The following is a 22559-nucleotide window of genomic DNA, read 5'->3' on the forward strand; positions in this document are numbered from 1 at the left end:
GGAATCATAGTATGTACCGATACAAACCACTTTTACAATCAATCCACTTACCTAATGGCATCAAAATTTCGAATCGCTTTGTATTATCACCAATGACCGTAAACGCATCAACAAAAGAAGGCTATATTACAAAAGCAGACTTGGCTTATGCTGCACGTCGCTCTAATTCAGCTGGTATGCAAGTCACCGGCGCTGCTTACATTGAACCTTATGGTCAATTGTTTGAATACGGCTTTAATATTGATCATGATGCTTGTATCCCTGGATTAACTAACATGGCATCTACGATGAAACAACATAGTAGCCTCGCTATTATTCAGCTAGCGCATGCTGGTCGTTTTTCAAATCAAGCAATTTTAAATTTTGGAAAGGTGTATGGACCAAGCCCTATGACGTTGCATTCACCGATTGAACACGATGTTATCGCCATGTCTCAAGAGAAAATCAATAGCATCATTCAGCAGTATCGTGATGCTACATTACGCGCGATTAAAGCAGGTTTTGATGGTGTGGAAATTTCGATTGCACAACGTTTGCTGATTCAAACATTTTTCTCAACTTTTTCGAATAAACGTACAGACCATTACGGTGCCGACTCATTAAAAAATCGTGCAAAATTATGTTTAGAAGTTATGCGTGCGGTACAAGAAGTGATTGATAAAGAAGCACCTGACAATTTTATTTTAGGATTTCGAGCAACGCCAGAAGAAACCAGAGGTAGTGATTTAGGATATACCATTGACGAGTTCAATCAATTAATCGATTGGGTCATGGACGTTTCAAACATCCAATATTTAGCAATCGCTAGCTGGGGTCGACATATTTATCAAAATACGTCTCGTACACCAGGTGAACATTTCGGTCGGCCAGTTAACCAAATTGTCTATGAACATTTAGCAGGTCGTATCCCTTTAATTGCAAGTGGCGGGATTAATTCTCCAGAGTCTGCTTTAGATGCTTTACAACATGCAGATATGGTCGGCATGTCTTCGCCTTTTGTCACAGAACCTGACTTTGTGCATAAACTTGCTGAACAGCGGCCACATGATATCAATCTTGAATTTTCTATGGCAGATTTAGAAGATTTAGCCATTCCACATGCTGCTTTTAAAGATATTGTTAAAATGATGGATTATGGGGAAAGTCTAAAGAAGCATACCCGTGACGCTTTACGTCAATTGGAACAGAATTATCATGACTCATCGTCTTAAGACTATTTTTCATGGAAATTTAATACAGTGTTATAATGACATCAATTTCAAAAATAAGGAGTCTGTATAGTCGTGACTGAAATTAAAGATAAAGTAATTACTAAAGATGCATTTGCATTACCTTACACAATTATTAAAGCAAAAAATCAACCAACAAAAGGCGCTATTGTCTACATCCACGGTGGTGGATTAATGTTCGGTAAAGCTAACGATTTATCTCCACAGTATATCGATATCCTTACAGAACATTACGATTTAATTCAACTAAGTTATCGTTTATTACCAGAAGTAAGTCTCGATTGCATTATTGAGGATGTCTACGCATCATTCGATGCGATTCAATCACAATATTCTAATTGCCCTATTTTTACCTTTGGCAGATCATCAGGTACATATTTAAGTCTATTAATTGCACGAGACAGAGATATTGATGGTGTTATTGATTTTTATGGTTATAGTTGCATCAACACTGAACCTTTTAAAATGGCAAATAGCTATTACGCTAAAATAGCTCAAAGCGTAAACGAAACAATGATTGCACAACTCACTTCACCAACACCGGTTGTTCAAGATCAAATCGCACAACGTTTTTTAATCTACGTTTATGCACGTGGCACAGGCAAATGGATAAATATGATTAATATTGCTGATTATACCGATTCAAAATACAACATCTCACCAAATGAACTTAAAACACTTCCACCTGTTTTCGTTGCGCATTGTAATGGCGATTATGATGTTCCCGTTGAGGAAAGCGAACATATCATGAATCATGTTCCACATTCAACATTTGAACGCGTGAATAAAAACGAGCATGATTTTGATCGTAGACCTAATGACGAAGCAATCGCTATTTATCGTAAAGTTGTTGATTTCTTAAACGCTATAACAATGGCGTAATATACCATTATTTTTAAAAACTCAATTTATCATCATGATAAACAGTTATTCAATCAACCATATTATTCATACAATTTATTAAGCTCATAAACAGATACGCCTGTCCCTTTAGTTTTCGCTAATGAGACAGGCGCTTTATTTCACTTTACTATTTTTAAATTCAACACTGTGATGTTACTTATATCTGCTGTGCCATGTTAGTAGCACGAAATGCATAGCATATTAAATTACGAAAATGAATTTAACTTGCTTTCAATTGTGTACCTTTACCTTCAGTTGCTTCAACACGCAACAAGTCATTTATAATACCTGTATAGAAGTTGGCGAGTTCTGCACCTTTACGCTTGAAATCTAGGAAATCTACACCGATAAAATCGACATGATCCCATCCTTGTATGATTGGTTTAACTTGCCAGATACCTCTTCGTGTGGCAGGTTCATCATTCGTAACATTAACAAATGGTTGATTGGACGGATGTAATGACGAAATCACTGGTACGACACCATCATTTTTACGCCATTCTTCTCTTGCATCATGACCAATAATTCTACTCGTTGTATCCATTAAGAAAAATGTACCTAAATCAGGATTTTCATATCCTAATGGACCAGTATGAGATGATACACCTGTATAAGTCGTGTACGTAATATTTGGATTCATACTTGTCATGTTGTTCAATTTTGCAGAGCCATCTAACGTTAAATCATAGGCAGCATTGTCGTCTGATGTCCAAATTTTGCTTTTACTAACGCGTTTTATATAGTCAATGTAACTCTCATTTGGTAATTGTTTAAAGCCCCATTGCGTTAATCCTAAATCGATATTCGAATACTTATTACCCATAAATCGATTTAAAGCGAACATGATTTTTCTAACAGCTTCTGTATTTCCAAACTTATCAGCTGCTTGTGAACCATTATGTGGTGTTGCTAATGTTGTGATTGATGCAACCATATTGTTATGACCACCAGTGAATAATGGTGATATTTCTCCACCATGCGCTTTATGATAGGCAATTTCTTCTTTGTTACCATTTCTTAAAAACTCTTCCATTAAACGAATTGTTTGACCACCCATACTATGCCCTACAAGATGTACCTTTTTACCAGGTTCCCAATTAGGCATGATTCCTTTATATGTCTTACCATAGCGCTCATGTCCGTATTTAGCTGCATGTGCTGCACCATAATCTACGCGACCACCTTTGATGTAATAATAAAGTTCTACAGCACGATCATAGTTGCTACCAAATGCACTAACACTTGCTTGATGTACATTATAGCCTTGCTTTCTCAATTCTTCGATAACTTTAAATTTATTCCCACCCCAATAATTTGGGTATAAAGCAGGTGCATTATCGCCTACTAATCCTAAAAATCCATGTACAAAAACAACTGGATATTTGTTAAGTGGTTGTACTTGATTCGCTTTAAGTGGTCGAATCTTTTTAGCATCTGCTGCTGCATTTGTAGTCGAACGTGTTTTAGGCGCTTGAAGCGCATCTTTGATTAGTTGTTTATTATCAGTATTTTTATCTGTCGGTTTCTCCGGGGAATTTTGACCATCGATATGTTTACTTAAATCGCCAACTTGTGGTTTCTGTTCACTTTGGCGAACAGTATCATCTTGCTTTGCATCTATGATTTGATGCGCCGGTTGATGTGTATCTTGTTGATTTGGATGTTTGTCCGTGGTTGCATCTTGTGCTTTTGTTGATTTAGGTGCAGTTTTATCATTAGATGGGGGTGTTGTTGAAGTTGGTGCTGCTTTATCATGATTTGGTATTACCTTTTGTGCCGGAATGGATGGTTGTGATTTATCAACATCATTCGATTGTGACGTTGTCGATTGTGATCCATTACGTTCAGCATGATGGGTATTTTGAACCTGATCATTTTGGCGTTCAGTTTTGTTAGTCGCATTATTTTGATGTGACTGTTTAGAACCTTGTCGTTCAGAATCTTGCTTTACTTGATTATCATTTTGCGTTCTGCTTGTTTTACTATTTTGTGTTGATTGATGCTTCGATGATTGAAGCGTATCTTTACCTTCTGTCACTGTTCCACTTTTACCATTCTCTTTATGCATATCGTCTAATTGCTTTCCTGACTGCATTTGATGTGACGTTATCGCGTTCCCTTGTTCTCCCGGTTGATTTAGTGTTTCTTTTTGTGCCGCTGCATTAGACGTTAGTGTTTTTTCCGAGGCTTGTGCTTCATGTGATGAAACAATAAACATTGTAGCCGCTAACACTGACACCACGCCTATTGAATACTTTCTAATACTATACTTTCTTTCTTCTTGTCCTCGTAACATATAATCACCTCAAAAGTATTTTTTTGACCCCCTCTTGAGAATGAAAAACAACTGCACCTTCAATATAACATGACATATATTATTTTTTGATTAAGACTACAAAATTAATAAAAATTTAATAATACGATATTAAATCGATACTAATTATTTACAAATATCTGTATCCTCAAATAATTTATAAACACTTTAATTGTGACGTTGAATCAACACAACAACATTTAAGATAAATATTTTATTAAGCTATATAGTTTCAATCTATATATAATTAGTTAATTTGTATTGGTCTGAAAATAATTCAAACTATACAATTATATTAAGTTTTCAGATTTTTCTAAATTAAAATAATGATTCATCTCATTAAGGGGAAGATGCATCATACAGTTTTGTGTATTCATTTAAACAAAGGGGTTGCTTTAATGAATCAATATCATTCTAATGCACAACAACCAAGTGCATGGCGTTTTTTTGTCTATAGTTTAGTGGGTATACTATGTTTCTTTATTCCTTTTACGATTAATGGTAACAACACTATTTTCGTCGATCATGTTCATCTAGCCATTCGCTCAATCATAGGTCCACTTATGCCATATGTTGCACTGATTATGATTTTAATTGGTACAGCGTTACCAATAGTGAGACGTACTTTTATGACTTCAATCACAAACTTGGTCATTACATTATTTAAAGTTGCAGGTGCAATAATCGGTATAATGTATGTATTTAAAATCGGTCCATCAATACTATTTAAAGCTAACTATGGTCCGTTTTTGTTTGAAAAATTAATGATGCCATTAAGTATCTTAATTCCAGTAGGTGCAATTGCGCTTTCTTTATTAGTAGGCTATGGCTTATTAGAATTTGTCGGTGTTTATATGGAGCCTATTATGAGACCTATTTTTAAAACACCAGGAAAATCCGCTGTCGATGCAGTGGCTTCGTTTGTCGGCAGTTATTCCTTAGGATTATTGATTACTAATCGTGTCTATAAGCAAGGGATGTACAACAAAAGAGAAGCCACGATTATTGCGACTGGCTTTTCAACAGTTTCAGCAACTTTTATGATTATCGTTGCTAAAACTTTAGGATTAATGCCGCATTGGAATTTATACTTTTGGATAACTTTAGTCATCACATTTGTCGTGACTGCAATTACTGCATGGCTACCGCCAATCACCAATGAATCAACAGAATATTATAACGGACAAGAAGGAGAACAAGAAGTTGCTATTGAAGGAAGCAGACTGAAAACTGCATATGCAGAGGCGATGAAACAAAATGCATTAACGCCATCCCTCGTGAAGAACGTTTGGGACAATTTGAAAGACGGTTTAGAAATGACTGTTGGTATTTTGCCCTCTATATTATCGATTGGTTTTTTAGGACTGATTGTAGCGAACTATACACCATTCATTGATTGGCTTGGCTATATATTCTATCCATTTATTTATATTTTCCCAATTGCTGATCAGGCTGTACTTGCAAAAGCTTCAGCGATTTCTATTGTAGAAATGTTTTTACCATCTTTGTTAGTAACTAAAGCTGCAATGAGTACTAAATTTGTCGTCGGTGTAGTAAGCGTATCAGCCATTATCTTTTTCTCAGCATTAGTGCCATGTATACTAGCAACTGAAATTAAAATACCTGTCTGGAAACTCATCATCATTTGGTTTTTACGCGTGGCATTGTCGCTATTAATCACTATCCCCGTCGCTTTACTCATTTTTGGATAAAGTTGAAAATAAAATCACTATCATAAACAAACAAAACGAGATGAACCCATTACATTCATTGAGCCACCTAAGATAATTAGGTACCTTTAATTAATGATGGTCATCTCGTTTTTTATCGTTATCATTTAATCTTCCATAACTTGAACAAAACGTTTCGTAATTTCTTTTGGTCGTGTTATCGCACCACCAACGACTGAACAATGAACGCCTAAGTCCATCACGCGTTTATACATATCCGGTGTAATGACATTACCTTCCGCAATAACTTTTGCATCAACACTTTGTAGTACATCTTTTAGAAATTGGAAGTCATTTTGATAAAGTAATTGTCCTTGCGTATAACTAGTATAACCATGTAACGTCGTGCCAATATAATCAAAGCCAAGTCGTGCCGCATTTTTAGCTTCTTCAACGGTCGCGATATCAGCCATGATTTCAACGTTAGGTGCATGTGTTCTAATATATGTCACTAATTCGTCTAACGTTTCTTTCGGACGTTGCTGTAACGTTGCATCCAATGCAATGACTTCACATTGGCTTTCTATCAGTTCATCAACTTCTTTTGACGTTGCAGTAATGAAAACATCTGAGTGATCATAGTCACGTTTCACAATGCCAATAACTGGTAAATCTACCGTTTCTTTAATTGCTAAAATGTCTTCCTTAGTATTTGCGCGAATACCAACAGCACCACCTTCATACGCAGCTAATGCCATTTTCGACATAATAAAAGATGAATGTAATGGTTCATCTGGTAGTGCCTGACAAGATACTATTAATCCATGTGGTAACATTATTCCTCACTCCATAAGTCGTTTTTTCACGTAAAGTCATTTACAATATATCATTAAGATAATTTTTATCAATGCTTTTTACTATCTTGAAAATATTTTTCATATATAATAGTAATCATTAAGATGAAGGGGTGACACAATGAAATTTGAGAATCGTGTTCAACGTTATCAACATTTATTTACAAAAACTGATAAACGCATCGTCAATTATATAAGACAAAATGGTTATAGCGATGCCTTTTCAACGATTAACTCCTTAGCCCATGCGATTGGTACATCACCAGCAACGATGACACGCTTTAGTCATAAGCTGGATTATGAGAATTTCCAAGATTTAAAATTTAATATTCAACAAGAAATGACAGAGACAGTTATTGAAAATAGCCCAATCATTCAAAGAATTCATAAATATCATCAACAAATCATTCAACAAACTGGTGAATTTATTGATAACGACATTATCCAAACCTTTATCGACAAACTTCAATCAAGTCGACATATACTCTTTGCTGGACTAGGTAGCTCTGGTTTATCAGCGACTGAATTTTATTATCGTATGATTCGTATGGGGCTAAAAGGTAATGTTACTACCGATTCACATTTAATGAAAATATCGGCATCTCTACTATCTCATTCGGACATGTTTATTGCTATGTCAAATAGTGGTAATACTTCGGAATTAATTTCAGCAGCGGAAGTCGCCAAATCTCATGGTGCATATGTCGTTGCCATCACAAATTTCGAAGGTAGTAAACTTACAGATTGTGCAGATTTAGTACTTTTAACAACGGATCAATCGCGTAATACCGACCATCAATTTATCAACACACAAATTGCGACACTCTTTTTAATCGATATCGTGAGTTATCATTTATTAGAAAATACAAATCTGAGTCAAACTTATCAACATACTAAATCTATTATCCTAGACAACAAATAACTAGTAGTATATTCAAATCCACCTGCAACTGTAAACAATCATCGTGATTGTCCCAACAAGTTGCTAGGTGCTTTTTTAATTTCAATACCAAATACTTTTTTACATTTTTGAAATCTATACGTTCAAGCGTCTTCAATTTAATATGCCCGTGGCACACTGTTGGTTGATATAGTTTAGATTGGTCCTAGATAGAGTGTGATGTGTGGAACTAACAACTGCTCTCATCTCTCGTATCGGTTTCAAATTCTATTTTAGAATGACTCCTTCTTTCAACCATCATTGCAAACAGCCATATAATGCTGCATCATTTTTACTCTTAGTCGTTTGTATCGGTGCATAAACATAGTCTTTTGGTAAATAGTGTGCAACTTTCGGCTCGATATATTTAATGAGATTGTCTCCTTGTTCAGATATACCGCCACCAATTAATATAAGCCCTGGATCATACATGACTTGTATTTGGGCAATCCCTTCTGCTACATCTTCTGCCCACTCATTCAATATTTGTTTTGCAATATCATCACCTTCTTCAGCTGCTTCAAACAATACTGGCACATGTGTGCTTCTCGTAAATCCTCCGTCAATCATGCGCTTTTTCAATGCACTCGTTGCAGCACGTTGCTCAAACGTTGTATTTTCAGTTGGACGATACAATAAATACCCAACTTCATTTGCCTTATGAAGTTCACCATTATCAATATGTCCTTGATTATTTTTGTACGCACCCCCAATGCCTGTACCAAGCGTCATACAAAAGATCCGTTCTGCTTGATATTGATGTAATTTCAATTCGCCTAGTAATGCAGCGTTCACATCATTTTTTACTTTGACATAAGGAGACAGGGATTTTAATAATCGCTTAAAATTAGTACCTTTATAATTCGGAATGGTTGGCCCTGCGTATACAATTTCGCCTTTTTGTTCATCAACAACGCCTGCTGATGAAATACCTATGACAGGTTGGATTAACTGATATTGCTTCATATATCCTGTTACAATCTCATATACTTTGTCAGTAATAAGCTCACTTTTATTGTCCGGCGTTGGTATTTGTTGATAGTCAAACATATTCAATTGCTTATCAATAACTGCCGATTTAATTTGAGTGCCTCCAATATCGATTGCGATGTAATACACCTTACTCACTCCATTTCTATTGATTTTGAAAAATATTTTCATTAATTATACATAAATATGACTACAATTTTCAAAAAGATATTGTTACATTTTATGATAGCGTTTACAATTATAGCTGTAAACTATATTATCAAATGATTTTTTGGAGGGACTTCATAATGAACAAAGATTTAAAAGGTTTATATGCAGCGTTACTCGTTCCTTTTGATGAAAATGGTCAAGTAAATGAACAAGGACTTAAACAAATTGCTCAAAATGCCATTGAAACTGAAGAATTAGACGGTCTTTATGTAAATGGTAGCTCAGGCGAAAACTTTTTATTAAATACAGAACAGAAGAAGCAAGTTTTCAAGGTTGCCAAAGAGGCAGTTGGGGATAAGGTAAAATTGATTGCTCAAGTAGGTTCGTTAGATTTAAATGAAGCCATTGAACTCGGAAAATATGCCACAGAACTCGGTTATGATGCACTTTCTGCCGTAACACCATTCTACTATCCATTTACTTTTGAAGAAATTAGAGATTACTATTTCGATATTATCGAAGCAACACAGAACAATATGATTATTTATGCAATACCAGATTTAACAGGTGTGAATATTTCTATTGAACAATTCAGGGAGCTTTTTAATCACGAAAAAATTGTTGGTGTTAAATATACAGCGCCGAACTTCTTCCTACTCGAACGTATTAGAAAAGCATTCCCAGACAAATTAATCTTATCTGGCTTTGATGAAATGTTAGTTCAAGCTACGATTTCTGGCGTAGATGGTGCAATTGGTTCTACATATAACGTTAATGGTCGCCGCGCTAGAAAAATCTTCGACTTAGCAAGACAAGGTCAAATTCAAGAAGCTTACCAACTACAACATGATTCAAACGACATCATCGAAACAGTGTTATCAACGGGTATTTATCCAACATTGAAAGAAATACTACGTCACCGTGGCATTGATGCAGGATTACCGAAACGTCCATTCAAACCTTTTAACGAAGCACATCGACAAACATTAGATCAACTCATTGCAAAATACGATTTATAGACATCAAAGAATCAATACATTGTAAAGGGGATGTTGTCCATGAAAGAAGTTGGATTTGGCACACTGAACTGGGTTGCCGTTATCATTTATCTACTAGCTATGTTGTTCATTGGCGTTTATTTTACCAAGCGCGCGAGCCAAAGTACGAATAGTTTCTTTACCGCAAGTGGTCGCTTGCCATCTTGGGTAGTTGGGTTTTCAATTTATGCCACTACATTAAGTGCAATTACGTTTATGTCTACACCAGAGAAAGCATTTTTAACAGATTGGTCATATATTGCAGGTAACATCGCTATCGTAGCAATTATTCCATTACTCATTTATTTCTATGTTCCATTCTTTAAAAAGTTAAAGGTAACATCTGCATATGAATATCTAGAAGCACGTTTCGGACCTAGCATTCGTGTCATTGGCTCTTTACTATTTGTAGTTTATCATCTAGGGCGTGTAGCAATCGTTATCTACTTACCAACATTAGCGATTACATCTGTATCAGACATGAATCCTTATATCGTTGCATCACTCGTTGGTTTACTATGTATTTTATATACATTTTTAGGTGGATTCGAAGGTGTGGTTTGGAGTGATTTCATTCAAGGCGTCATTTTATTAGGCGGCGCTTTAGTTATCATCATTCTTGGTGTTATGAATATCAAAGGCGGTTTTGGCACTGTCTTTGCAGATGCGATTGAGCACAAAAAATTAATTAGTGCAGACAATTGGAAACTAAATACTGCAGCAGCTGCCATTCCAATTATTTTCCTAGGAAATATTTTCAACAATTTGTATCAATACACAGCGAGTCAAGACGTCGTGCAGCGTTATCAAGCTTCTGATAGTTTAAAAGAAACAAATAAATCGTTATGGACAAATGGTATCCTAGCTTTAATTTCAGCACCCTTATTTTATGGTATGGGTACAATGCTGTATTCATTTTATGCACATGAAGCTGTTTTACCAAAAGGCTTCAATACATCATCTGTAGTGCCATATTTCATTTTGACTGAGATGCCACCATTTGTAGCAGGATTACTTATTGCAGCCATTTTCGCCGCTGCACAGTCTACCATTTCATCTAGTTTAAATTCTATATCTGCTTGTATTTCAATCGACATTAAGCAACGCTTCTTCGGAAAAGGTAGCGAGCGACACGAAGTTAACTTTGCACGTTTCATTATCATCATTGCAGGTATTTTCGGTTTTGGAATGTCACTATACTTAATTGCTTCTAATTCAAATGACCTATGGGATTTATTCTTGTTTGTAACTGGATTATTCGGCGTTCCATTGGCTGGTGTATTTGCAGTTGGTATTTTCACTAAACGTACGAATACATTCGGTGTTATTTGTGGATTAATATTGGGTATCATCTTTGCTTACGTCTATAATGGTGTTGGCAAAGGTAACTCACCTTTCTATGTATCTACCATTTCATTTACAGTTGCTTTTGTCTTTGCTTATATACTTAGCTTCATTGTCCCTTCAAAACATAAAAAAGATATAACGGGATTAACAATTTTTGAAAAAGATAAACCATCAACATACATTTCAAAAACGGCTACGAAAAAGTAGACTGTTATGATAAAACCCCATCACCAAGTTATGATGCGCTGTTGCGCCAACTTGGTGATGGGGTTTTGATGTTGCCATGAATTTAATTTAGATACTTCGATTAATTTACAATACTAAGCCAATAATTGATCCTGAAATGATTGAAGCTAGAGTTGAACCAAGTAGCAACCTCATTGCAAAGGATGCAACTTTTTCTCCTTGTTTATCACTAATGCCTTTAATTGAACCAACGATGATACCAACCGTACCAAAATTAGCGAAGCTTACTAAGTAAACTGAAATGATACCTTGTGTTCGAGCAGATACATCACCCAGGACATTTTTAAAATCAAGCATTGCTACAAACTCATTTGTAATTAATTTGGTCGCCATTAAAGAGCCAGCTGGAACTGCTTCACTCCATGGAATACCCATTAAAAATGCGATTGGTGCAAACACATAGCCAATAAGCTGTCTAAAGTTCAAACCAACACTACCAAACAAGATATTAATTGCTTCCATTAATGAAATAAATGCTAACAACATTACGGCTACTACAACAGCGATTTTAAACCCATCCATTGCACTATCACCAATCATTTGGAAAAAGGCAACTTTCTTAGGTTTTCCTGTTTTTCCATTCAATGTTTTAGTTTCTGTGGATTTCGTTAAGTTATCAATTTCAACATCAGTATCATCAGATTTATAGGGATTGATTACACTGGCGATGATAAGCGCACTAAAAATATTTAACATTACTGCTGTAACTACGAACTTAGGTTCAATCATTTGCATATATGAACCCAACATTGCCATACTAACAGCACTCATACCAGATGTCGCAATTGTATATAATTTTGCTCTAGACAACTTTGGTATAATATCTTTTATAGTTAAATACACTTCTGGCTGTCCAAACATCGCTGTCGAAATAGCAAAGTAACTTTCTAAACGCCCCATTCTCGTTATTTTATTAATAGCAATACCTACATATTTGATAATAAATGGTAATACCTTAATATAATTAAAAATGCCTATTAATACAGAAATGAATACTAATGGCAGCAACACATTTAAAAAGAATGTAAAGCCATTTTTATTTTGTATATCTCCAAAAACAAAGTTTATACCTGCTTTACTAACATTTATTAACCCTTCAAAAAATGAACCTAATGCAGTTAAGATTGTTAAACCAATCGTTGTGTTCATCATAAATAACACAATCAACACTTGAATAAATATCATTATTAACGTCTTTTTGAAGTCTATGTTTTTACGATCAAAACTGAATAAAAACGCAACAAATAGTGCAAATGCTATCCCTGTGATAGCGAATAAAATATTCATGTATCATCACCTACATTAATTTATTAACAGCGACAGCAATTTTAGCACCCAACGCCGCATTGTTTTCAACAAGTTTTATATTTGCTGCTAAACTTTTACCATTCGTTTTTTCTACAATTTTCCCTAACAAGAACGGTGTGGCGTCCTTACCTTTAATACCTTGATTTTCGGCTTCAACAACAGCTTCATTTATGATTGCCTCAATATATGCTTTTGATAAGGCATGCTCATATGGAATGGGATTAGCAACAACAATGCCACCTTCAAGATTTAACTGCTGTTTTGTTAAATGAATGTCAGCAAGTCGTTCTGGCGTTTCAACCGAACTTGTTAACTTAACACCGCTTTCGCGAGTGAAGAATGCTGGCAATTCATTCGTTTGATATCCAATAACTGGAACGCCTTTTGTTTCTAAATACTCCATTGTCTTAGGTAAGTCTAAAATTGATTTGGCACCTGCACAGATAACAGTGACATTTGTTTTAGACAGTTCTTCTAAGTCTGCTGAAATGTCCATCGTATGTTCTGCACCTTTATGGACACCCCCAATACCTCCAGTAACAAAAAATTGAATACCAGCCATTGCAGCACATATCATCGTCGTCGCTACAGTAGTAGCACCAATACGCTTCATCGCAACAATTTCTGCTAAATCCCTTCTAGACACTTTAGCAACATCTTTATTAGTTGCAAGTATTTCTAAATCTTCACTTTCTAAACCAATTTTAATTTTGCCATCTATAATGGCTATGGTTGCTGGAATGGCACCATTATTCCTGATAATTTGCTCTACTGTTGTTGCCATTTCAACATTTTGCGGGTACGGCATACCATGTGAAATAATTGTTGATTCTAATGCTACAATAGGTTGATTGTTCTTCCGTGCTTGCTGAACTTCTCGAGAATACTCAATATACTTTTGTAAATTTGCCATTTTTATAATCCTCCATATCGTGATAAAGTTGCTGTTGATCTAGGTTTTGCCTAACTGTATATTTCGTTTCTATCGTTTTCTTTGCGTTAACCATACCAGCAATTAATATATCTTCAGTAGACATCCCATTTAACCAGCTATACACTACTGCAGCACAGAATGAATCACCTGCACCTGTAACATCTTTCACACTATTTGATGGCATAACTGACTTGATGATTTCTTCCTCACCACTTCGATAAATGAGTTCTTTCACGCCATTTGTCACAATAACATTTTTAACACCTAAATCATTCCAGCGTTTAGCAGCTATTTTTAAATCATCAGTAGATTCTATTTTTAAATTTAAGTATGTTTCTGTTTCATCTTTATTCGTGATAATCCAATCAATAGCATGTAATGAATCAGGCATATTTTTCATTTTTGGGGAAGAAACCGTGGTGATAACTAATTTGATTTGATGTTTCGTGGTATAGGCACATAAGAAGTTTAATGCCTCTTTGCCTAAATTCAAATCGACAATAATGCACTTAGCCTTTTTCAATAAGTGTGAACGCTTAATTAAAAATTCAGGCGTAATGTAGTCAAACACTTCCATATCTGCTAAGCCATATGTCATGTCGCCTTCTTTACTAATTAAAGCTGTATATGAACCTGTACTCGCATTTTCAAATTGTTGAACATGATCCAAATTCATAAATGGTGTGGACAATCGTTTAATCATTTCCCATTCACTATCTTGTCCACTAGCAGATAAAAAAGCGACCGTTTCGCCAAGCCTACCTAAGTTCTCAGCAATATTTCTTGCTACGCCACCAATAGAGCGTGTTGACGTTACAGGATTTGATGTTTCTGCAACTAAATCTTTATGCACATAAAACTTACGATCTACATTCGCTGCGCCAATACAAACAATAGGATAATCTTCATTTAAAACATATGCCTTTCCCATAACATATTCCTTTTGTATTAATCCTGAAATAATGTTTGCTACGCTGGGTCTAGATAATCCAATTGCCTCAGCAAGTTCACGTTGTGAAATAAACGGATTATCTTTAATTCTTTTTAAAATTTCTTTCTCAGAATCGCTCATAACATCCCTCCTCATATTGACTTAAAATACTTGAATCAGTGAATTTACAAAAATATCGTAGCATGCAGTTATTTCTGTTGTAAACGCTTACATTTACTGTTATATCAATGATATTTGTTTATAAAATACGCATAATTTCGTAAAAAGTAAGTTCATTCCATCGCGTAAAAGGCACCTGAGAAAATGATAAATGTTTATACAGTATGATATTTGTCGACTATAAATTATGACATTTTTATGTCTTATATTTTTCTATAAAAAAACGTGACTCATTATCGACTGTTACATCGACTGAATCACGTTACTATGTTTTATTTGTTTTTACTATTCAATATGATGATGCTATGCGTCTACTGCACCTCGATTAATCATGTCTTGCTTAGTAACAATTGGGTATTTTTTAAATACGATTGAACCAAGATAACCTACAAGCGCACCTACAAGCGCCATTACTACACCATAAATCACAATTGTCGTCGGATGATTAAATCCAAACATAACTAAAAATCCTGCAATCGGTGTAGCTGTACCTGTCGCATCGTTAATTAAACCTGACATAGCAATAATTAAACCAGCAATCGCACCACCAAAGAAATTTGTAATATAGATTGGAATTGGATTGGCTGATACAATATCTGCTTGTGATAAAGGTTCAATACTTACTGCAATCGTAGACTTACGATCACCTAATTTTAAGCGATGGAATAGCGTCCCATTCATAAATGCCGAACTAAATGCTGCCATGGCACCAATAGCCATAGGTACACCCGTTAAACCTAATAATGCTGTCAATGCCATTGAACTCAATGGCGCTGTGCCGACAACCGTGATAATACCACCTAAAATGATACCCATGATAATTGGATTCGTATTCGTACTACTTTGGATAATATCACCAATTCTAATCAATGTACTATTCACTACTGGCGTTAATAATACTGCAATAAGACGAGCTAATGGCGCTAAGATGACAATCGATCCAATTAAGTCGACACCATCCGGCACATATTTCTCTGTATATTTCATCACATATCCAATCATATAACCCGCAAAGAAACCTGGTAATAAATCCATACCACCGCACGCGGCTGCTATAACTAATGCATATACTGGTGACACCCCGATAGCTAATGCTGTTAATCCAGCGGCAGCGACACCACCTAGACCTCCCGCAGCGTCTCCTAGCTCTTCTAAAAATTTAATACCGAATACTTCGCCACCAACATATTTATTAAATGCTTCTACTAAAAATGTTGCGATTGCTGCATTTGCTAATGCTCCCATGGCGCGCATACCATTAGGTGCTTTATATGTAAATAATGTAAAAATCACTAAGACCAAAAATAAAAATAAAGTACCTATCAATAAATCCATAACCATTGACCCCCATTACGATAAATTTATATTCAATCCCCATATTTAAATATTGAATACTTAGAGGCCATTTTACTACAAAAAATATTATATTTCACGGAATATTTCTAATTTTCGATAATAATTATTATTAATTGAATGTGAAAGTTTATTCAAATAATACATAAACATAAAAATACCGGCACATGATGTACCGGCTTAATAAAACTATTCTACTGTTTCATTTTCAAGATTAAGGACGCCATCTTTCATATGATATGAACGATCACAATATGCTTTAAGTCGTTTATCATGTGTAACAATAATACATGCTTTCTTTCTTTGTTTGGCTTGATCACGTAGAATTTTAATGACTTCAATCGCATTTTCAGTATCTAAAGCCGCGGTAGGTTCATCCGCTAAAATAATCGACGGATTCGTATATAACGCTTTGGCTATCGCCACACGTTGTTTCTGACCACCTGAAATTTCTGAAGGTAACTTATTAAGCAATGATGTTAGCCCTAATTGTGACATAAGTTGCTGATAGTCTTCATTAGACATAACATTCTTATTTTTCTTTTTCAGTAATGTAAATTGTTGCTTTACCGTTAAAAATGGCACAAGATTTGTAGCTTGTAAAATAAAACCTATCTCAGACATTCTAACTTTTGCCAATGCTTTTTGCTTCATTGTCGTAATATCTTGGTTATTGATTAAAATGTGCCCAGATGTCGGCGTTTGTAAAGCACCTGCCATAGTTAGAAATGTACTTTTACCAGAGCCAGAAGGTCCAACCAATGCTATAATATCACCTTTATTTATCTCAAAATTCGTATCTTTAACCGCTTCAATGTTACGATTCCCATCTTTAAATGACTTTGTTACATTTTCAAATTTCAACATTTGCTACACCTCCTACCCAATCGCCTTTAACGGATCTATTTTTCTAATTGTTAAAATGGAGAATAAACTTCCTAATACAGAGACAATCATTAACACAATTGCAAATACGAGTAATGTTAGTACATCGAATTTGACAGGTACTGCATCAGGTAAAAATGCACCTGTAACGCCTGTTAACAGTAAGCCAAATGCCGTACCGAATAATGCTAATATGAGCGTCTGCGAAATAACTACGTTCGCTAAATAGCCATTCGTAAATCCTTGAGCCTTTAATATGCCAAATAAACTTGTTTTTTGTAATGTCATGACATATAAGAAAATGCCTATAACTGTAGCTGAAATGACAAATAAGAATGAAATCATAAAGTTTAATGTTAAGTTCTGTGGTTTATAACCTGGTAAATTTTCAATAAAGTCATTAATACTTACCGCTTCAAGCTCTTGGTTTAATTTTTTGTCTTTCCAATTTGTATCACGTACAACAACTGCATTAATTTTATCTCCAGTCAATCTAGGATTGATCTTGGCAATGGTAGCGTCATTCGTGAAAATGACTGGTGACGCATTATATTTTGCACTTTCTGTAAAACCTACGATATGCAATTTTTCATCTGATTGAGATAGTGATAATGTGTCGCCAATTTTAAATCCTTTATTTTTAAGCGTTTCATCAGCTAACACTTCATTATCTTTAGTCGCTTTATGCCCTTCTATTAAACTCGGAACTAAAAATGATGACTTTTCAACACCGAACACTAAAACATTGTCTTTTTGATGGCCATTAGACACAATTTCCCCTGTTTGCTTCAAAGTAGCTTGCTTATTGTATTTATTTTCAATATCTTTCTTGTTAAAAACAGATTGTTGCACAGTTTGATTGGCATCTTTATTTAGAACAATGGCATCTGCTTGCCACTTATCAATACCTTCTTTATTCATATTGATAAGACCATTCGCCAATCCAGATAATAAAAATAGCAAGTAACTAATCATCGTTAACACACCAATAATTAGTCCAAACTTCAATTTGTTGCGCCGTATTTCATTCCAAGCTAAAAACATGCATTTCTCTCCCTACTACTATGATTTAAACATTGTTTATATTCTTAGATGCACGTACGTCGTGTTGCGCTCTGTAATGCTATACATACACTTATCCTTCATTATACCCGAACTTTTTATATTAAAAGCAAATTTATAGAAAATGCAATTAATTGCCTATTATTTTTGTACGGTACATTTAAAATTACGGATCAATTTAAAAACGCCTACATATACCTTTAAGTACATGTAGACGTCCAATTCATATATTATTTAATTTCGCCTGTTTTAGGATCGAATTGCTTAATAGCATTTTTACGTAATTTATCTTTTGCTTTGTCACTTGCTTTATAGTTATTGTTGTAAATTGTAGCTTCCCAACTACCATACATTGGGTTAGGGAAAATGATATATTTCTTACCGAAATCGTCTTTATGTTTTTCAATTAATGCTTCACGAGATTCAGCTGTAGCTTCTTTTGGATCTGTAAAGTCTAATAAATTATCTCCAAATAGCATGACAAGTTTATGATCCTTTTGAACTATTTGTCTACGTGATTCTTTACTCTTATCATCTTTACCTTTTAGTAAAATATGACTCTTCTTAGCTTGAGGGATACCTTGTTGTTTTAAGTTCTTTTGTGTTGCCTTTAAATCTTTTTCTTTATCTCTATCAGAAATATAGTAGATATCGACGCCTTTTTTGTCAGCATATTTCAAGAATTCTTTTGCGCCATAGACAGGTTTAGCTTTAGCAGCTTGTACCCATTCATGCCAACCTTCCGGGAAAGGTTTATTATGTATTGATGCATAGCCTTGATATGGAGAATTATCTAAAACTGTTTCATCTAAATCCAAAGCAATAGCTAACTTATGTTTACCTTTATTCTTTTTAATCTCTTTATCTAACTGAGTCTTTGCACTGTTATAACCTTGTAAATATAATGCTTTTGCTTCAGCTGAATTTTGATACCAAGCCACTGCCATAATATTTTGATTACCAAGATTCACCTTTTGTGATGCTGGTATAGAAGCTTGTTGCGTTTGTTGAACTTCAGCAGAACTTTTGGCAATCGCTGTAGAATTTGTCGTTTGTGGTGCAGAAACTGTAACCGCTACCGATAATGATGCTATTGCAATATACTTTGAAATTTTATTCATCTTATCACCTCATGATTAATATTTAAAATACAGTTAAAATTATAAATGCATTTATTTAATATTGCTATACTATGAAAAGATATTTAATATTATTTCTTGAAAAGCTAACAAATATGTGAACATTTCATATAAGCATGATTTAATGGGAGACCTATCACATGAGAGAGATTTGTGATTTATCACGTAATAAACTTAAATTCATTTGAGTGACTAGGCCTTTCTATCAGACATATTCACTCATCCATGTATCATTATGTGTACAGTGTGCTATCTCTTATTTACCTATTGGAACAACCATAAACTCATCCATAGTTTACCTTTTATAAATAGCAGTCCTCACTCACACAATTTCTCATAAAAATCACAACGCTCCAACGTATTTCCAACTTACTTTCACCTATTTTAATTCATAAAAACGACACTTTAATTGTCATTATCCAATAATAGCAAGACGTTATTATTGCAATCTTTTTTATAAAATAATAGAATCATAGTATTGTCATTTAAAGATAAAGTAAGTACGTTTTTATTTTTCAGATTTTTTAAATTATTATGAATATCTAGTTTTAGGAAGGAAATTACATTGAAAAAACAAGTTATTATTTCGGGCCTCATGTTATTTTCACTATTTTTTGGAGCCGGAAATTTAATATTCCCGCCCATGCTCGGCCATACAGCGGGTCAAAATATGTGGATTGGCATGTTTGGCTTTGCCCTTACTGGCATTTTACTACCCTTTATTACTGTTATCGTTGTCGCATTTTATGATGAAGGTGTTGAAAGTGTAGGCAATCGTATACATCCATGGTTCGGGTTTATTTTCGCTGTCGTCATTTACATGTCTATCGGAGCATTTTACGGTATTCCACGTGCTGCAAATGTCGCGTACGAAATTGGTACAAGACACATTTTACCTGTGCACAACCAATGGACTTTAATTATATTCGCAGCAATCTTTTTTGCCATCGTTTACTGGATTAGTTTAAATCCATCGAAAATCGTTGATAATTTAGGTAAATTATTAACACCATTATTACTATTGATGGTCGCTCTATTAAGTATTGCTGTCATTTTCAACCCTGAATCTGCACTAAGTGCACCTAAGGATAAATATATAACACATCCTTTCATTTCAGGAAGTTTGGAAGGCTATTTTACAATGGATCTTGTTGCTGCGTTAGCTTTTTCGGTAGTCATTGTCAATGGCTATAAGTTTAAAGGGCTCACAGATCGCATGAAAATTTTAAAATATGTCTGCTTTTCAGGTCTTATTGCAGCCATATTACTTGGAATGATTTACTTTGCACTTGCATACGTTGGGGCATCAACGGCTCCAGGAAACTTTAAAGATGGTACAGATATATTGACGTACAACTCATTACGCGTATTTGGTTCGTTCGGTAACCTCGTATTTGGAATGACGGTTATTCTTGCATGCCTAACAACATGTATAGGACTCGTCAACGCTTGTGCAACATTTACTAAGAAACACGTGCCTAAGTTTTCTTATAAAATATTCGCACTTGTTTTCTCTATCATAGGATTTTTATTTACAACACTTGGTTTAGAAATGATTTTAAAAATTGCTGTACCATTGTTGACATTAATATATCCCGTGTCTATTGCACTTGTACTGATATCATTTGCTAACATGTTTAGCACATTCAGATTCAGTTGGGCCTATCGACTCGCAACTGTTATTACATTGATTATTTCAATTTTACAAATACTAAACAGTTTCGACTTATTACACGGTGTTATTTTGAAATGGTTTATGATGTTACCTTTAGCAGATATCGATTTAGCTTGGCTTGTACCATTCATTCTTTTGGCAATCATAGGTTTCATCATCGATGTAGTTATACGCCGTCCGAAACAAGCGACAACTAAATAGAAGCATAATCTCCTAGTAATGATCGTCGCATCATTACTAGGTTTTTTGTATGAAAATCTGTATTTATTCATTGATACTAACTGGCGATTAATTATTTTAAAATAAATGATTTGTTAAAAAATCCTAGCTGTTATTCAAAAATATTAGTTTTTAAAATTAATTTTGTGAAATTATTCACAAATAAGGCGATTCATAGTATACTCTGATTAACAAATGAAAAGTGAGGATGTCATTGTGAAGGAGAAACATATTAAATGGGATAAAATATTTTATGGGGACGACTGGGTAAATAACGTAGTCGAAACGATAAGAACGAAAGATATATTACAAAGCGTTTATTTAAAACGTTATCTATTACGCGCTATGATGGCAGGATTTATTATCGGGATTATTACGGTCTTCGTATTATCAGTTAAAGCAACACACGAACCAGATTTACCGCCAGGCATTGTGAATATGGCCAGCGCCATTACATTCAGTTTTGCGTTAGTACTCATTTTATTTACAAACTCCGAACTACTAACTAGTAACTTCATGTACTTTACTGTAGGCCTGTATTATAAAGTAATTAAACCAACTAGAGTATTGAAAATATTTTTATTATGCTTTGCAGGAAATATTTTAGGTGCTGCTATTTTATTTAGTTTCATGCGTTTTTCAAATGTAATGACGCCAGATATGTTAAATCAATTATCAGCAGTTATAGAACATAAAACGTTGTCTACTGGGTTTGTAAGTATATTAATGAAAGCGATATTCGCCAACTTTTTTATTAATATTTCATTAGTTATCGCCATGCAAATTGACGATGTACTTGCAAAAATGTTTGTCATGATGTTCGGTGTTACCATATTCGCCTTTATGGGTTATGAACATGTCGTTTACAACAGTTGCTTGTTTATGGGCGGCTTAATTTATCAAGTTGATACATTGCACTTCATTCCTGCTATTTCAAATATTGCTGCCGCTTTTATCGGTAACTATATCGGAGGCGGTCTCATTATAGGTTTATTCTATGCTTACTTGAATGATCATCATCAATTTTATAAAAATAATTAACTCTATTTAAACAATGCGTTAGTCGATGCCTTTAATATTTAGAAGTGCATTGTCTAACGTATTTTTTTAAAGTTCGTCAATGCTTTTTGTCCGATGGCATGCTTATTATCAAATACAAAATACTCTCTTAAAAGCAGTTATTGACTGAAAAT

General features: G+C 34.5%; 19 protein-coding genes. 9 read left to right on the forward strand and 10 right to left on the reverse strand.

From position 1 onward, the window contains the following. Positions 1–11: 11 nt before the first annotated feature. Positions 12–1211, forward strand: a complete 1200-nt coding sequence (locus ACXQH5_RS04055; protein WP_000286478.1) for an NADH-dependent flavin oxidoreductase — start codon at positions 12–14, stop codon at positions 1209–1211. A gap of 72 nt (positions 1212–1283) precedes the next feature. Continuing rightward, entirely contained in the window at positions 1284–2111 is an 828-nt protein-coding gene (locus ACXQH5_RS04060) for an alpha/beta hydrolase (protein ID WP_057504541.1), read from the forward strand. Between the two features lie 241 nt (positions 2112–2352). Here ACXQH5_RS04060 and lip2 read toward each other — a convergent pair whose 3' ends face one another. Continuing rightward, complete coding sequence (lip2, locus tag ACXQH5_RS04065; RefSeq protein ID WP_000943804.1) at positions 2353–4428, reverse strand: YSIRK domain-containing triacylglycerol lipase Lip2/Geh; 2076 nt, start codon at positions 4426–4428, stop codon at positions 2353–2355. Positions 4429–4844: 416 nt separating this feature from the next. Between lip2 and ACXQH5_RS04070 the strand changes: the two genes are divergently transcribed. Continuing rightward, positions 4845–6158 (forward strand): YjiH family protein, encoded by a 1314-nt coding sequence (locus ACXQH5_RS04070; protein ID WP_001077708.1) that lies wholly within the window; start codon positions 4845–4847, stop codon positions 6156–6158. A 125-nt stretch (positions 6159–6283) separates the two neighbouring features. Here ACXQH5_RS04070 and ACXQH5_RS04075 read toward each other — a convergent pair whose 3' ends face one another. After that, on the reverse strand, positions 6284–6952 hold the full coding sequence (locus tag ACXQH5_RS04075) for an N-acetylmannosamine-6-phosphate 2-epimerase (RefSeq protein ID WP_000936725.1): 669 nt from the start codon (positions 6950–6952) through the stop codon (positions 6284–6286). A gap of 139 nt (positions 6953–7091) precedes the next feature. Here ACXQH5_RS04075 and rpiRa point away from each other — a divergent pair, with 139 nt between their 5' ends. Further along, complete coding sequence (gene rpiRa, locus ACXQH5_RS04080) at positions 7092–7892, forward strand: pentose phosphate pathway transcriptional regulator RpiRA (protein ID WP_000667382.1); 801 nt, start codon at positions 7092–7094, stop codon at positions 7890–7892. 276 nt (positions 7893–8168) lie between these two features. Here the strand turns inward: rpiRa and ACXQH5_RS04085 are convergent, their stop codons facing one another. Further along, on the reverse strand, positions 8169–9029 hold the full coding sequence (locus ACXQH5_RS04085) for an ROK family protein (protein WP_000291439.1): 861 nt from the start codon (positions 9027–9029) through the stop codon (positions 8169–8171). 158 nt (positions 9030–9187) lie between these two features. Between ACXQH5_RS04085 and ACXQH5_RS04090 the strand changes: the two genes are divergently transcribed. Both ACXQH5_RS04090 and ACXQH5_RS04095 read left to right on the forward strand, forming a co-directional pair. Next, a complete protein-coding gene (locus ACXQH5_RS04090) occupies positions 9188–10069 on the forward strand; it encodes an N-acetylneuraminate lyase (RefSeq protein WP_001030734.1) in 882 nt (293 codons plus the stop codon). Between the two features lie 39 nt (positions 10070–10108). Then, positions 10109–11641: a sodium:solute symporter family protein gene (locus ACXQH5_RS04095; RefSeq protein ID WP_000665720.1), complete on the forward strand. Its 1533-nt coding sequence runs from the start codon at positions 10109–10111 to the stop codon at positions 11639–11641. Between the two features lie 105 nt (positions 11642–11746). Here ACXQH5_RS04095 and ACXQH5_RS04100 read toward each other — a convergent pair whose 3' ends face one another. The 4 genes from ACXQH5_RS04100 to ACXQH5_RS04115 form a co-directional block, all read right to left on the reverse strand. Beyond that, positions 11747–12967, reverse strand: coding sequence for a NupC/NupG family nucleoside CNT transporter (locus ACXQH5_RS04100; protein ID WP_001022966.1), 1221 nt, complete (start codon positions 12965–12967; stop codon positions 11747–11749). Positions 12968–12977: 10 nt separating this feature from the next. Beyond that, positions 12978–13901 (reverse strand): pseudouridine-5'-phosphate glycosidase, encoded by a 924-nt coding sequence (locus ACXQH5_RS04105; RefSeq protein WP_000002082.1) that lies wholly within the window; start codon positions 13899–13901, stop codon positions 12978–12980. Continuing rightward, complete coding sequence (locus ACXQH5_RS04110; RefSeq protein WP_001283968.1) at positions 13876–14994, reverse strand: carbohydrate kinase; 1119 nt, start codon at positions 14992–14994, stop codon at positions 13876–13878. Before ACXQH5_RS04110 ends, ACXQH5_RS04105 begins: the two co-directional genes overlap by 26 nt. 342 nt (positions 14995–15336) lie before the next feature. Continuing rightward, on the reverse strand, positions 15337–16326 hold the full coding sequence (locus ACXQH5_RS04115) for a PTS sugar transporter subunit IIC (RefSeq protein WP_223200556.1): 990 nt from the start codon (positions 16324–16326) through the stop codon (positions 15337–15339). Between ACXQH5_RS04115 and ACXQH5_RS04120 the strand changes: the two genes are divergently transcribed. Beyond that, positions 16277–16417 carry a hypothetical protein gene (locus ACXQH5_RS04120; RefSeq protein WP_064125682.1) on the forward strand — a complete coding sequence of 47 codons (141 nt, stop codon included), beginning with the start codon at positions 16277–16279 and terminating at the stop codon, positions 16415–16417. The two genes, ACXQH5_RS04115 and ACXQH5_RS04120, sit on opposite strands and share 50 nt — an antisense overlap. 158 nt (positions 16418–16575) lie before the next feature. On the opposite strand, the gene ACXQH5_RS04125 is transcribed toward ACXQH5_RS04120, so the two are convergent. The 3 genes from ACXQH5_RS04125 to ACXQH5_RS04135 form a co-directional block, all read right to left on the reverse strand. After that, a complete protein-coding gene (locus ACXQH5_RS04125) occupies positions 16576–17253 on the reverse strand; it encodes an ABC transporter ATP-binding protein (protein WP_000911020.1) in 678 nt (225 codons plus the stop codon). Positions 17254–17265: 12 nt separating this feature from the next. Next, positions 17266–18315 carry an ABC transporter permease gene (locus ACXQH5_RS04130; protein ID WP_000477937.1) on the reverse strand — a complete coding sequence of 350 codons (1050 nt, stop codon included), beginning with the start codon at positions 18313–18315 and terminating at the stop codon, positions 17266–17268. Between the two features lie 248 nt (positions 18316–18563). Continuing rightward, positions 18564–19454: a 5'-nucleotidase, lipoprotein e(P4) family gene (locus tag ACXQH5_RS04135; protein ID WP_001033891.1), complete on the reverse strand. Its 891-nt coding sequence runs from the start codon at positions 19452–19454 to the stop codon at positions 18564–18566. A 583-nt stretch (positions 19455–20037) separates the two neighbouring features. On the opposite strand from ACXQH5_RS04135, the gene brnQ2 reads away from it, so the two are divergent. Further along, positions 20038–21348: a branched-chain amino acid transport system II carrier protein BrnQ2 gene (brnQ2, locus tag ACXQH5_RS04140; protein WP_000745093.1), complete on the forward strand. Its 1311-nt coding sequence runs from the start codon at positions 20038–20040 to the stop codon at positions 21346–21348. Positions 21349–21582: 234 nt separating this feature from the next. Continuing rightward, positions 21583–22407: a formate/nitrite transporter family protein gene (locus ACXQH5_RS04145; protein WP_000659770.1), complete on the forward strand. Its 825-nt coding sequence runs from the start codon at positions 21583–21585 to the stop codon at positions 22405–22407. Positions 22408–22559 lie beyond the last annotated feature (152 nt).

The sequence above is a fragment of the Staphylococcus sp. SA22 genome (assembly GCF_054165785.1).

Bases quoted from the DNA above. Each gene is read 5' to 3' on its own strand.
- ACXQH5_RS04105 (WP_000002082.1), bottom strand. From the start codon at position 13,901: ATGGCAAATTTACAAAAGTATATTGAGTATTCTCGAGAAGTTCAGCAA.
- ACXQH5_RS04055 (WP_000286478.1), top strand. From the start codon at position 12: ATGTACCGATACAAACCACTTTTACAATCAATCCACTTACCTAATGGC.
- ACXQH5_RS04120 (WP_064125682.1), top strand. From the start codon at position 16,277: ATGGCGCGCATACCATTAGGTGCTTTATATGTAAATAATGTAAAAATC.
- ACXQH5_RS04125 (WP_000911020.1), bottom strand. From the start codon at position 17,253: ATGTTGAAATTTGAAAATGTAACAAAGTCATTTAAAGATGGGAATCGT.
- ACXQH5_RS04100 (WP_001022966.1), bottom strand. From the start codon at position 12,967: ATGAATATTTTATTCGCTATCACAGGGATAGCATTTGCACTATTTGTT.
- ACXQH5_RS04110 (WP_001283968.1), bottom strand. From the start codon at position 14,994: ATGAGCGATTCTGAGAAAGAAATTTTAAAAAGAATTAAAGATAATCCG.
- ACXQH5_RS04130 (WP_000477937.1), bottom strand. From the start codon at position 18,315: ATGTTTTTAGCTTGGAATGAAATACGGCGCAACAAATTGAAGTTTGGA.
- ACXQH5_RS04095 (WP_000665720.1), top strand. From the start codon at position 10,109: ATGAAAGAAGTTGGATTTGGCACACTGAACTGGGTTGCCGTTATCATT.
- ACXQH5_RS04090 (WP_001030734.1), top strand. From the start codon at position 9,188: ATGAACAAAGATTTAAAAGGTTTATATGCAGCGTTACTCGTTCCTTTT.
- lip2 (WP_000943804.1), bottom strand. From the start codon at position 4,428: ATGTTACGAGGACAAGAAGAAAGAAAGTATAGTATTAGAAAGTATTCA.
- ACXQH5_RS04070 (WP_001077708.1), top strand. From the start codon at position 4,845: ATGAATCAATATCATTCTAATGCACAACAACCAAGTGCATGGCGTTTT.
- ACXQH5_RS04075 (WP_000936725.1), bottom strand. From the start codon at position 6,952: ATGTTACCACATGGATTAATAGTATCTTGTCAGGCACTACCAGATGAA.
- ACXQH5_RS04135 (WP_001033891.1), bottom strand. From the start codon at position 19,454: ATGAATAAAATTTCAAAGTATATTGCAATAGCATCATTATCGGTAGCG.
- rpiRa (WP_000667382.1), top strand. From the start codon at position 7,092: ATGAAATTTGAGAATCGTGTTCAACGTTATCAACATTTATTTACAAAA.